This is a genomic window from Pseudomonas sp. Pseusp16 (assembly GCF_047324915.1).
GTDB lineage: Bacteria > Pseudomonadota > Gammaproteobacteria > Pseudomonadales > Pseudomonadaceae > Aquipseudomonas > Aquipseudomonas fluorescens_CD.
In genome coordinates this window covers 5,711,211-5,724,204 of record NZ_CP168522.1, presented here as the reverse complement: position 1 = coordinate 5,724,204, position 12,994 = coordinate 5,711,211, and the positions used below count along the sequence as shown (strand labels likewise).

Here is a 12,994-nt window from a genome sequence, read left to right as displayed (position 1 = left end):
TCCTTAGCGCGTGCCGCCGGTTTGTTTGAGGAAGTTGGCGAACAGTTCGTGGCCCTGCTCGGTGAGAATCGATTCCGGGTGAAACTGCACGCCCTCGATGTTCAGGGTCTTGTGACGCAGGCCCATGATCTCGTCGACCGAGCCGTCTTCGAGCTGGGTCCAGGCCGTCAGCTCCAGGCAATCGGGCAGGGTTTCACGCTTGACGATCAATGAATGATAGCGGGTCACCGTCAGCGGGCGATTCAGGCCTGCGAATACGCCCTTGTCCTCGTGAAATACCGGGCTAGTCTTACCGTGCATCACTTGACGGGCACGCACCACGTCACCGCCAAAGGCCTGGCCGATGGATTGGTGGCCAAGGCAGACGCCAAGAATCGGCAGTTTGCCGGCGAAATGCTTGATCGCTTCAATCGAAATACCGGCTTCGGTCGGGGTGCAAGGACCGGGGGACACAACGATACGCTCAGGATTGAGGGCTTCGATTTCAGCGATGGTCAGTTCATCGTTGCGCACGACCTTGACCTGGGAGCCGAGCTCGCCCAGGTACTGCACAACGTTGTAGGTAAAGGAGTCGTAGTTATCGATCATCAGCAACATGGCGTTAAGAACCTCTTGAATTCACTGACTTTAAAGATGGCCTTCGAATGATTGACCCGCAGAGCGCTGCACTTTGTCAGGTGCCGGAGTAGCGCCAGCAAAGCGGCATTTCAAACAGGTAAAGAAGGCAAAGCGGTACAGGTCCGGCCAGGCCGGCAAAAGAATTCAGGCGCGCCAACGCCAGCGGGCGTGTGCCTTGATGACTTGATCCAGGAGTTTACTGATGATCAACACGGGGAAGGTCTCATTCGTACGTCCCGGCACAGTAACTTAGCTGGGCAGAGCGTGCAATATCGCCGGGGGTACTGCCCGCGAAACTCTTAAAGGCTTCGCGACAGATGGCAAAAGGCCGAAAGTTTTTGGTACTGTCGTTTCGTTCACTACAACAATAAATAAACGGACTTGCTCATGATCAAACAGTCGTTGTTTGTACCGCTCGCAGGATGCTTGCTCGCTATGGCATGCGCCCAGGCGAACGCCGCTCCCAATCCTTATACAAGCTACATTGTCTTCGGGGACAGCCTCAACGACGCCGGGACCTTTGCCGACACTGGCGGGCCTTCCGGGGAGACACAACGCTTTACCAACCGTACGGGGCCGGTGTACCTGGATGGCAGCGGCGAAGTCCGCTCGCTCAACTCCACGCAGATACTGGGTGGAAAACTGGGATTCTCGGCGGACCAGACCGCGTCCTCATCTTCGGCAGTGCGCGCCAGCAACGGCCAGCCGGATGGCAACAACTGGGCCGTCGGCGGCTACCGCACGGATCAGATTCTGGATTCGATCACCAGCACTTCCGACACCGGCGCTCGCACCCGAGCCGGATACCTGCCGTCGAACAACTTCCGCGCCGACCCGAATGCGCTGTATTACCTGTCAGGCGGCGGCAACGACTTCCTCCAGGGGCGCGTCACCAGCCTGCCCCAGGCCAGCGCCGCAGCTGACAGACTGGCCGACAGCGTGCAGGCGCTGCAAACCGCCGGCGCCAAATACGTCATGGTCTGGTTGCTGCCCGATATCGGCTTTACCCCGGCATTCAATGGCACCCCGCTGCAAGCGTTCACGTCCCAGCTCAGCACCCAGTTCAACACTGAACTGGTAAGCCGACTGCAAAACATCAATGCCTCAGTCATCCCGCTCAACATTCCGGTACTGCTCAAAGAGACGTTCGCCAACCCGGCACAGTTTGGCCTGGCCACCGACCAGAACCTCATCACCACCTGCTTCAGCGGCAACGGTTGCACCGAGAATGCCCGATACGGCATCAACAGCGCCACGCCGGACCCGACCAAGCTGATCTTCAACGACTCTGTGCACCCCACCGAAGCCGGGCAACGCCTGATTGCCGATTACGCGTACTCCCTGTTGGCAGCGCCGTGGGAGCTGACCTTGCTGCCGGAAATGGCCCAGGGCACCGTGCGCGCGCATCAGGATGAATTGCGCAATCAGTGGCTGGCCGATTGGGAAAACTGGCAAGGCGTCGGCCAATGGCGAGCCATTGTTGCCGGCGGCGGACAGCATCAGGACTTTGACGGTCAGGACAGCGCGGTCAGTGCCGACGGCAACGGAGCCAACCTGAACATCGGTGGCAGTTATCGTCTTGATGATGCCTGGCGCGTCGGTCTGGCGGCCGGCTTCTATAACCAGAAGCTTGAAGCCGGCAGCAACGATTCCGACTACAAGCTCAACACTTACCTGGGCACGGTATTCGCCCAATACCAGCAAAACCGTGTGTGGGCCGACGCGGCATTGACGGCCGGGCATCTGGATTACGACAGCCTCAAGCGCAAATTCCAGTTGGGCGTCAATGAACGCGGCGAAAAAGGCGATACCAGCGGCTACGTCGAAGCTTTCAGCGCTCGCCTGGGTTACGACATTGCACAACAGGCCAGCAGCCCCTGGCATCTGTCGCCGTTTGTCAGCGCCGATTTCGCCAAGGTGCAAGTCGACGGTTACTCTGAAGACGGCAACGACTCCACGGCGCTGACCTTCGCCGATCAGGACCGCATTTCCCGCCGCCTGGGCGCTGGTCTGCAGGGCAAATACCAGTTCACCCCGCAAACCCAGGTCTTCGGCGAAGTGGCTGTCGAGCGCGAGTACAACGACGACACCCAGAACGTGGGCATCAACCTCAACAGCCTGCCGAACAATCAGTTCACGCTGCAAGGCTACACCCCGCAATCGCACCTGAGCCGCCTGAACCTGGGCGTGAGCCACAACCTCACCCGGGACCTGGCACTGCGCGCCAGCTACAACATTCGCAAGGACGACGACTTCACCCAACAAGGCATCAACGTAGGTGTTGCGCTGGACTTCTGATGTGCAGGCAATAAAAAACGCGGCGCCCTCACAGGCGCCGCGTTTTTTATGGGGGTGTAACCCTTGTGGAATCAGGCGTTCGGCGTTTGTTCGGCCAGGGCAACGGCACGGAACATTGCGCGGCGCTTGTTCAGGGTTTCTTCCCATTCCAGCGCCGGCACCGAGTCGGCGACGATGCCGCCACCGGCCTGCACATGCAGTTCGCCGTTCTTGATCACCGCCGTGCGGATCGCAATGGCGGTGTCCATGTTGCCGTTCCAGGCGAAGTAACCGACCGCACCGCCGTAGACACCCCGCTTGACCGGCTCCAGCTCGTCGATGATTTCCATCGCGCGAATCTTCGGCGCACCGGACAAAGTGCCCGCCGGCAGAATCGCTCGCAGCGCGTCCATTGCCGTCAGCCCGGCTTTCAGCTGCCCGGTGACGTTCGACACGATGTGCATCACGTTGGAGTAACGCTCGATCACCATCTTCTCGGTGAGCTTCACCGAACCGATCTCCGATACGCGACCGGTGTCGTTACGACCGAGGTCGATCAGCATCAAGTGCTCGGCAATTTCCTTGGCATCCGACAGCAGGTCTTTTTCCAGTGCCAGATCAGCCTCTTCGTTGGCCCCGCGCGGACGGGTGCCGGCAATCGGACGCACGGTGATCAGGTTGTCTTCGACCCGTACCAGCACTTCCGGCGAACTGCCGACGACGTGGAAGTCGCCGAAGTTGAAGAAGTACATGTAAGGCGTCGGGTTGAAGCAGCGCAGCGCGCGATACAGATCGATGGGTGCTGCCTTGAAATCAATCGACATGCGCTGGGACGGCACGACCTGCATGCAGTCACCGGCCAGGATGTATTCCTTGATGGTGTCGACGGCTCTTTCGTAATCGTCCTGGGTGAAGCTGGAGCGAAACACCGGGTCAGCCGCTTGCTGCTTGCTGAAGTCCAGGCCACGGCGCGGGGTGATCGGCTGACGCAGCTTTTCCAGGAGCTCTTCCAGGCGAGCGCGACCTTGCTCGAAGGCGTCTTCCTGAGCCGGGTCGGCCAGTACGATGGCGTGCATCTTGCCAGCGAGGTTGTCGAACACCACGACGGCGTCGGAGACCATCAGCAGAATGTCCGGCACGCCCAGCGGATCCGGGTTCGGGCACTTGCCCAGACGCTTTTCCACGTAACGCACGCAGTCATAACCGAAGTAGCCCACCAGGCCGCCATTGAAGCGCGGCAGGCCGGCAATGGTCGGCACATTGTAGCGAGCCTTGAAGGCTTCGACGAAGGCCAGCGGGTCTTCCACGTCGTGGCTTTCGGTCTCGACACCATCGACGGTCACGCTCACGTGGTGGTCGTGAACCCGCAGCACGGTGCGGCACGGCAACCCGATGATCGAGTAACGCCCCCACTTCTCGCCGCCCTGTACAGACTCCAGCAAGTAGGAATTAGGCTCGTCGGCCAGCTTCAGGTAGATCGACAGCGGCGTGTCGAAGTCGGCCAGGGTTTCGCAGGCAAGCGGGATGCGGTTGTAGCCGGCAGCGGCCAAACGCAGGAATTCTTCGCGGATCATGAGGTGCCTCGTGGCTTGAGGGTCGAACAGTCAGGTATGCAAACGCGCCGGAAACCGGCCAGGATCAAGTCAGGCGCGCCAACGCCAGCGGGCCAGGGCCTTGATGACTTTCATCCAGAGTTTGCGAGTGACCACCACGATGGCGTTTCCAGAAGGGGGTTTGACAGCGTCGACCAACGTTATCTCAGCGGCCGGATCCAGGCAACCGGGAATTAGCTTGCGCAGATCGTCGATCACCAACGCCGGCGACTCTTCGGCAATCGGCCGGCCGTGGTTATAGCCATAACTCAGGGCCACGCACTTGACCCCCGCCGCTTTCGCCGCCAGCACATCGCTGCGCGAATCGCCAACGAACAACGACTGCGAAGCCGGAATGTTGGCCATTTTCATCACGAAAAACAGCGCGGCCGGATCGGGTTTTTTCTGTGGCAGGGTATCGCCGCCGATGATCCAGCGGAAATAACGACCGATTTTCATCTGATCCAGCAACGGCGCGACGAAACGCTCCGGCTTGTTGGTGATCAGCGCCATCTCGACGCCCTGCTTTTGCAGCCATTTGAGAGTATCGCGCACGCCGGGGTAAACCACCGTCAGCTCGTGACCGTCCTCATAAAAGCCGTTGAACAGTTCCAGGGCATGTTCGGCTTCGATCTCATCGACACCCTCGGCGTCGATGTGATTGGCCAGCGCCCGGCGTACCAGCATGTGCACACCGTTGCCGACCCAGTCACGCACCGACTCGATGCCGACAGGCTGGCGCCCGAGTTTGAGCAGCATGTTGTCCACTGCCGCGGCGAGATCCGGGACCGAATCGACCAGCGTGCCATCCAGATCGAACATCACCAGACGCGGCAGGCGGCCCGGGAACAGCTGCTCAAAACCACTCATGGGCGAGCCAGCGCCAGTTCGGAACGCATCCTTTCGATGACTTCCTGATAGTTCGGCGCATTGAAGATGGCCGAGCCGGCGACGAAGGTGTCGGCACCGGCCGCTGCGATTTCGCGAATGTTGTTCACGTTCACGCCGCCGTCGATTTCCAGGCGAATGTCACGACCGGACGCATCGATCAACGCCCGTGCCTCACGCAATTTGTCGAGGGTGCTGGGGATGAACTTCTGCCCGCCGAAGCCCGGGTTGACGCTCATCAGCAGGATCATGTCGACCTTGTCCATCACGTGCTTGAGCACGTCCAGCGGGGTCGCCGGGTTGAACACCAGGCCCGACTTGCAGCCGCCTTCGCGGATCAGTTGCAGGGAGCGGTCAACGTGCCGGGTGGCTTCCGGGTGAAAGGTGATGTACGTCGCGCCGGCTTCGATGAAGTCGCCCACGATGCGGTCCACCGGGCTGACCATCAGGTGCGCGTCGATCGGCGCGGTCACGCCGTACTTGCGCAGCGCCGAGCAGACCATCGGGCCGATGGTCAGGTTCGGCACATAGTGGTTGTCCATGACATCGAAGTGCACGAAGTCGGCGCCGGCGGCCAGGACGTTGTCCACTTCCTCACCCAGGCGGGCGAAGTCGGCGGAGAGAATCGACGGAGCAATTACGAAGGGCTGCATGACGCACCTTTTCTGAGCAGAATCACGATGGCGCGCATTGTATACCTCATGCTTTGACGCGCGCACCGTGACCGCGATGATTGGGGTGGCCTAATAAGCCGCGCGGTAGATCTTCTCGATATCGACAGCACTCAGTTTGCGCGGGTTATTGCGCATCAGACGTTCGATCTCCGCGGCTTCCATGGCCATGGCCGGGATTGCATCCTCGGGAACCCCGAAACTGCGCAAACCAGACGGGATTTCCACAGCAGCGCACAATGCGCTCATGGCCTCCACGGCTTTGTCGGCCGCTTCATTGGCACTCAAATGCGCGGTCTTCACGCCCATGGCCTCGGCTATATCCTGCATGCGTTCGATGCAGGCCATCTTGTTCCAGGTCATGACATGGGACAGTAACAAGGCATTACTGACACCATGAGCGATGTTGAAACGCCCGCCCAGCGGATACGCCAGCGCATGCACCGCGCCAACCCCGGCATTGCCGAACGCCATGCCCGCCATCAGGCTGGCGGTGGCCATGTCTTCACGGGCCTGCAGGTTGGAAGGATTGGCATAGGCCTTTGGCAAAGCCTTGGCGATCAGTTTGATCGCGCCGATAGCCAGCGCATCAGTAATCGGCGATGCATTGACCGACAGAAAGGACTCGATGGCATGCACCAGTGCATCGACGCCGCTGGCGGCGGTGACACTGCGCGGACAGGTCAGGGTCATTTGCGGGCTGACCAGCGCCACGTCCGGCAGCAGGTAGTCACTGACAATGCCCTTCTTCAGTTGCGCAACCTTGTCGGAAAGGATGGCGACGTTGGTCACCTCCGAGCCGGTACCCGCCGTGGTCGGGATGGCGATCAGCGGCGGGCCTTTGCGCGGAACCTGATCAATACCGAACAGATCCTCCAGCGCGCCGTGGTAGCCGGCATAGGCCGCCACGCTCTTGGCAATGTCGATGGCGCTGCCGCCGCCCAGGCCGATCAGTCCATCATGCCCGCCGTCGCGATAGACCTGCATGCAGTCTTCGACGATGGCGATTTCCGGGTCCGGCAGTACCCGGTCGAAAATCTCGTAGCTGCGTTCGCCCAACTGCGCCAGTGCCAGCTCCACGGTGCCGGACTTGACCAGGGCGGCATCGGTGACGATCAGCGGGTTGTCGATGTCCAGGCGTGCCAGCTCGGCGGACAGTTGCTCGATGGCACCTGCGCCAGTGATCAATTTGTGAGCGATTTTGAAAGAGGAAAGACTCATGTGCGCAGCCTCTTATAGGTAGGGGAGCTGGGCACAAGAGTAGCTGGGGATTTGGGGTTGGCTGGTATTCAGGTCATGAATGACCAAGGTTTCCGGGGACACCAAAAAACACTGTAGGAGCGAGCTTACTCGCGATGGTCGCCAACGATAACGCGGGCCTTCTGAATGCCCGCGTCGCTCTAAGGTACATCGCGAGCAAGCTCGCTCCTACACCTACAGTTACAGCCGATCGGTGTGTGGCTTCAGACCTGCGCAGTACGCAATTTCTCGCTACGCCCACGCAGCCATTCCAGGGTCAGCAGCAGGATCACCGAGAAGGCAATCAGCAGCGTCGCGGCGGCGGCGATGGTCGGGCTGAGGTTTTCGCGGATGCCGCTGAACATCTGCCGTGGCAGAGTCGCTTGCTCGGGACCTGCGAGGAACAGCGTCACCACCACCTCATCGAACGAAGTCGCGAAGGCAAACAACGCCCCCGAGATCACGCCCGGCGCGATCAGCGGCAAGGTCACCCGGCGGAACGTGGTCAGCGGCGAAGCACCCAGGCTCGCAGCGGCCCGCACCAGGTTGTGGTTGAACCCCTGCAAGGTCGCCGACACCGTGATGATCACGAACGGCACGCCCAGCACGGCGTGCACCACGATCAGCGAGGTATAGCTGTTGCCGAATCCCAGTGGAGCGAAGGTCAGGTAACTGGCCACACCGATGATCACCACCGGCACCACCATCGGCGAAATCACCAGCGCCATCACCAGCGCCTTGCCCGGGAAGTCTCCCCGAGTCAGGCCGATCGCCGCCAGCGTACCGAAGATCATCGCCAACACGGTCGCTGCCGGGGCCACGATCATGCTGTTCTTCAACGAACGCATCCATTCCGCCGAGGCAAAGAAGTCCTGATACCAGTGCAGCGAAAAACCTTGCAGCGGGTACACCAGGAAACTGCCGGAGTTGAACGACAGCGGAATGATCACCAACACCGGCAGAATCAGGAACAACAGGATCAAGCCGCAGAGAATCCGCAAGCTGTAGAACCACACCCGTTCGATGGGCGACATATAAGGACTCAGCATTTCGTTCTCTCCTTAGCTCAGGCGCAGGCGACTGGCGCCTACCAGCCAGCTGTAAATCAGATAAAGCACCACGGTCGCCAACAGCAGCAGCCCACCGAGTGCGGTCGCCATGCCCCAGTTGATGCTGGTGTTGGTGTAGAAGGCGACGAAATAGCTGACCATCTGATCATTCGGGCTGCCCAGCAATGCCGGGGTGATGTAGTAGCCGATGGCGAGGATGAACACCAACAGGCAACCGGCGCCGACACCGGCATAGGTCTGCGGGAAATACACCCGCCAGAAGCTGGCGAACGGATGGCAGCCGAGGGAAATCGCGGCACGCATGTAGGTCGGCGAAATGCCTTTCATCACGCTGTAGATCGGCAGGATCATGAACGGCAGCAGGATGTGCACCATGGAGATGTAGACACCGACGCGGTTGAACACCAGCTCGATCGGCTTATCGATGATGCCCATCGCCATCAGGCCGCTGTTGATCAGGCCACCCGATTGCAGCAACACGATCCACGCCGCGACCCGCACCAGGATCGAGGTCCAGAACGGCAACAGCACCAGAATCATCAGCAGGTTGCTCTGCCGCGACGGCAGGTTCGCCAACAGGTAAGCCAGGGGATACGCCAGCACCAGGCAGATCACCGTGATGATCAGGCCCATCCAGAAGGTGCGGGCGAAGATGTCGAGGTAGATCGCCTGATCCGGGGTGGCCGGGGCGATTTCACCGAGGTCATCGATGCGATGATCGACAGCGGCCAGCAGGTAATACGGGGTGATGCTGCTGGTGTTGCGGCGCACCGCTTGCCAGTAGGCCGGGTCGCCCCAACGCTCATCGAGGCCTTCCAGCGCTTCTTTATAAGAAGCCGGCTCAGTGGCGAGCGGCAGGGCGCGGGCGGTTTTGGTCAGCAGGCTGCGATAACCTGCCAGCTCCATGTTCAGGCGTTTGGACAGATCACCCAGGGTCTGATTCTTGCGAGCGTCGGCGAGGTCTTCGGCCGCCGCTTTGTAAACCGGTTCAGCGGGCAGGCCGCGGCCGTCCCAACTGGCGATGGCCGTCACGGTGCGCGGCATGCCGCCGACCACTTCCGGGTTGCCAACGCTTTTGTAGAGCAGCGCCACGATCGGCACCAGAAACACCAGCAACAGAAACAGCACCAGCGGCGCAATCAACGCCTGGGCCTTCCAGCGGTTGACCCGCTCGGCGTGCTTGAGCCGCTGCTTCAAGGTGGGGTCAGTGCCCGCGTTCACGGGAACGGCGATAGCCATGGCGTACTCCGGAAATCTTTGATCATTGCAGAGGCGGGAAACCACCTCGATCGTTTAATACACAACCCTAATGTGGGAGCGGGCTTGCTCGCGAAGGCGGAGTGTCAGTCATCAACGATGCTGAATGTGCTGACGTCTTCGCGAGCAAGCTCGCTCCTACAGCGTAAGCCCGCGGAGCGGGCTTACTTGGCAGCCCAGGCGTTGAAGCGCTGTTCCAGTTGCTCGCCGTTGTCCGCCCAGAAGCTGACGTCGATCTGCACCTGATTGGCGATGTTTTCCGGGGTGGTCGGCATGTCTTTCAGGACATCCTTGGCCAACAGCGGTACGGCCTGGGTGTTGGCCGGACCGTAGGCGATGTTTTCCGAGTAGGTCTTCTGCTGCTGTGGCTGCACCGAGTAGGCGATGAACTTCTTCGCTGCTTCGGCACGCGCCTTGTCCAGGCCTTTCGGGATGGCCCATGCGTCGAAGTCGTAGATGCCGCCGTTCCACACCACTTTCAAGTTGCTTTCTTTCTGCACGGCAGCGATCCGGCCGTTGTAGGCCGAGCTCATGACCACGTCGCCGGAAGCGAGGTATTGCGGCGGCTGTGCGCCAGCTTCCCACCACTGGATGTTCGGCTTGAGCTCATCGAGCTTCTTGAACGCACGGTCCTGACCATCTTTGCCAGCCAGTACTTTGTAGACGTCTTTCGGCGCAACGCCGTCGGCCATCAGTGCGAATTCCAGGGTGTACTTGGCGCCTTTACGCAGGCCACGCTTGCCCGGGAACTGCTTGGTGTCCCAGAAATCCACCCAACTGGTCGGTGCGGATTTCAGCTTGTCGGCGTTGTAGGCCAGCACGGTCGACCACACGAAGAAACCCACGCCGCATGGCTGGATCGCGCCTTTGACGTAGTCTTCGGTTTTGCCGAACAACTTCGGATCAAGCTGCTCGAACATGTCTTCGTCGCAACCACGGGACAGTTCCGGAGATTCAACCTCTACCAGATCCCAGGACACGCTCTTGGTGTCGACCATAGCCTTGACCTTGGCCATTTCGCCGTTGTACTCACCGGCCACGATCTTGCCGTTGCCTGCCGCTTCCCACGGTGCGTAGAAGGCTTTGACCTGAGCCGCCTTGTTCGCCCCGCCAAAGGACACCACGGTCAGGTCCGGGCCAGCAGCCATTGCGCTTGCTGCCCCCATCATGCCCAGTGCCAGAGCGGTGAATTTCAGGGATCTCAACATTTATTGTTCTCTCCACGTGCAGGGTTGGTGTTGTTGAAGCCGGGGCGATCAATTCGCCTCTAGAAGTGGGTCGAGTGCACGAACGTGCTCGACCTGCCAGCCAAGCGGTACCACATCACCAACCGCCAGCCCGGGATCAAGCTCGGCAATCGGTTGCTTCACGAAGAAGTCGGTCTTGCCACAGACTTCCATGCGAACCCGGACGTGGTCGCCCAGATAGATGAATTCCTCGACTCGCCCGGAGAAGCGATTGACGCATTGGTCGCTGGAGCCATTGAGGCTCACGCGCTCCGGACGGATGGACAGGGTCACCGGCTCGCCGGTCTTGCCGACATTCACCGCCAGCGCTTCAACTTTTTCACCACGCCCCAGTTCGACTACGCAGCGGTCGCCGGTCTGACTGTGCAGACGGCCATTGAGGCGGTTGTTCTCGCCGATGAAGTTGGCGACGAAGGTGTTTTTCGGCTCTTCGTAGAGGGTGCGCGGTGGTGCGATCTGCTGGATTTCGCCCTGATGGAACACCGCCACACGGTCGGACATGGTCAAGGCTTCGCCCTGATCGTGGGTCACGTAGACCACGGTTACGCCCAGGCGCTGGTGCAGGTGCTTGATCTCCATCTGCATGTGTTCACGCAGTTGTTTGTCGAGTGCGCCGAGGGGTTCGTCCATCAGCACCAGTTGCGGCTCGAACACCAGCGCGCGGGCCAATGCCACACGCTGTTGCTGACCGCCGGAAAGCTGCGCCGGGTAACGCTGGGCGAAGGCATCGAGCTGGACCATGCTCAGCACGCGCTTGACCCGGGCGCTGACGTCGCTCTTGTTCATGCCGCGCACGGTCAGCGGGAACGCCAGGTTCTCGGCCACCGTCATGTGCGGGAACAATGCGTAGTTCTGGAACACCATGCCGATGTCGCGCTTGTGCGGCGGCACGTTGTTGATGGCGCGCCCGGCCAACAGGATTTCGCCCGCGGTCGGCGTTTCGAAGCCGGCGAGCATCATCAGGCTGGTGGTCTTGCCGGAGCCGGACGGCCCGAGCAAGGTGAGGAATTCGCCTTTGCGAATGTCCAGGTTGAGGTCCTTGACGATCAGGTTCTCGCCGTCGTAGCTCTTCTGCACTCCACGAAAGCTGACCAGAACATCATTGGCCCCTGCGCTTGAATCGACCTGGCTCATACCCACACCTTTGTTATTGATGACTGCTGTGGGGTTAAGCCTAGTGGACGCTGGGGACCACGCAAATCGGGGCGCAAGAGAGATTCGCCTCAGCCGGATGGAAGGCCGGGGGTAGGGATTGCCCTACAAGGATGGCGCGGTTTGGCAAGTGCAGTGGCGAGCGGTCAGCTACAAGCCATGAGCAAAGGCAAAAGCGGATTTGCAGGATGTCGTAAATGGATATGCCACCACAGAACCTGTGGGAGCGGGCTTGCTCGCGAAAGCGGTGTGTCAGACCCGGATATGTCGACTGACATACTGCTTTCGCGAGCAAGCCCGCTCCCACACTGGATTTTGGTGTGGTTTAGAGGAGCTTGTGTTCCATTGCGTACTTCACCAACTCGGCCAACGAGGTGATGTTGAGCTTCTGCATCAGCCGCGCCTTGTGGGTGCTGATGGTCTTGCTGCTCAGTGCCAGCTGCTGGGCAATGTCGTTGACGTTGGCACCCTGGGCCAGGCGTTCGAACACGGAGAATTCGCGCTCGGAGAGCAACGAATGCAATGGACGCGAGTCGGTCAGGCCGACCTCGAAGACCATGCGGTCGGCCAGTTCCGGGTCGATGTAACGCCCGCCTGACGCCACTTTGCGAATGGCCGTCAGCAACAGTGCCGGATCGCTGTCCTTGGTTGCATAACCGGCGGCCCCGACCTTCAGCGCCCGGGCGGCCATCTGTGCTTCGTCGTGCATCGACAACACCAGGATCGCCGGCGGATTGTTCAGGGCGCGAATTCGCGGAATGGCTTCCAGGCCATTGACGCCCGGCATGGAGATGTCCAGCAACACCACTTCGCAGGGCACATGACGCAAGGTGTCGAGCAACTGCTCGCCGTTGCTCGCCTCCCCCACCACCAGCAAGTCCTTGGCCAGGCCAATCAGCTGCTTGATGCCTTCACGGACGATGGTGTGGTCTTCGGCTACCAGTACACGGATCACGTTTTTCTCCAGTTTCAAGATCATTCGC

11 protein-coding genes are annotated in these 12,994 nt (G+C 60.4%); 1 reads left to right on the top strand and 10 read right to left on the bottom strand.

Annotated features, from left to right (window positions below):
• Positions 1-3 precede the first annotated feature (3 nt).
• Positions 4-597, bottom strand: coding sequence for an aminodeoxychorismate/anthranilate synthase component II (locus ACEN8Q_RS25895; RefSeq protein ID WP_007980194.1), 594 nt, complete (start codon positions 595-597; stop codon positions 4-6).
• A 408-nt stretch (positions 598-1,005) separates the two neighbouring features.
• Between ACEN8Q_RS25895 and estP the strand changes: the two genes are divergently transcribed.
• Entirely contained in the window at positions 1,006-2,916 is a 1,911-nt protein-coding gene (estP, locus tag ACEN8Q_RS25890; protein ID WP_413703931.1) for an esterase EstP, read from the top strand.
• 71 nt (positions 2,917-2,987) lie between these two features.
• Here estP and trpE read toward each other — a convergent pair whose 3' ends face one another.
• The 9 genes from trpE to ACEN8Q_RS25845 all read right to left on the bottom strand — a co-directional run bounded on the left by trpE (position 2,988) and on the right by ACEN8Q_RS25845 (position 12,990).
• Entirely contained in the window at positions 2,988-4,469 is a 1,482-nt protein-coding gene (trpE, locus tag ACEN8Q_RS25885; protein WP_413424199.1) for an anthranilate synthase component I, read from the bottom strand.
• Positions 4,470-4,538: 69 nt separating this feature from the next.
• Entirely contained in the window at positions 4,539-5,357 is an 819-nt protein-coding gene (locus tag ACEN8Q_RS25880) for a phosphoglycolate phosphatase (RefSeq protein WP_413424197.1), read from the bottom strand.
• Positions 5,354-6,028, bottom strand: a complete 675-nt coding sequence (gene rpe, locus ACEN8Q_RS25875) for a ribulose-phosphate 3-epimerase (protein WP_413424195.1) — start codon at positions 6,026-6,028, stop codon at positions 5,354-5,356. Before rpe ends, ACEN8Q_RS25880 begins: the two co-directional genes overlap by 4 nt.
• 90 nt (positions 6,029-6,118) lie before the next feature.
• Positions 6,119-7,267 (bottom strand): iron-containing alcohol dehydrogenase, encoded by a 1,149-nt coding sequence (locus tag ACEN8Q_RS25870; RefSeq protein WP_413703930.1) that lies wholly within the window; start codon positions 7,265-7,267, stop codon positions 6,119-6,121.
• A gap of 242 nt (positions 7,268-7,509) precedes the next feature.
• A complete protein-coding gene (locus ACEN8Q_RS25865) occupies positions 7,510-8,334 on the bottom strand; it encodes an ABC transporter permease (protein ID WP_008017428.1) in 825 nt (274 codons plus the stop codon).
• 12 nt (positions 8,335-8,346) lie between these two features.
• A complete protein-coding gene (locus ACEN8Q_RS25860) occupies positions 8,347-9,594 on the bottom strand; it encodes an ABC transporter permease (RefSeq protein ID WP_057396328.1) in 1,248 nt (415 codons plus the stop codon).
• Between the two features lie 182 nt (positions 9,595-9,776).
• Positions 9,777-10,820, bottom strand: a complete 1,044-nt coding sequence (locus ACEN8Q_RS25855; RefSeq protein WP_413424190.1) for an ABC transporter substrate-binding protein — start codon at positions 10,818-10,820, stop codon at positions 9,777-9,779.
• Between the two features lie 48 nt (positions 10,821-10,868).
• Positions 10,869-11,993 carry an ABC transporter ATP-binding protein gene (locus ACEN8Q_RS25850; RefSeq protein ID WP_413424188.1) on the bottom strand — a complete coding sequence of 375 codons (1,125 nt, stop codon included), beginning with the start codon at positions 11,991-11,993 and terminating at the stop codon, positions 10,869-10,871.
• Positions 11,994-12,336: 343 nt separating this feature from the next.
• Entirely contained in the window at positions 12,337-12,990 is a 654-nt protein-coding gene (locus ACEN8Q_RS25845; protein ID WP_413424186.1) for a response regulator, read from the bottom strand.
• Positions 12,991-12,994: the final 4 nt, after the last annotated feature.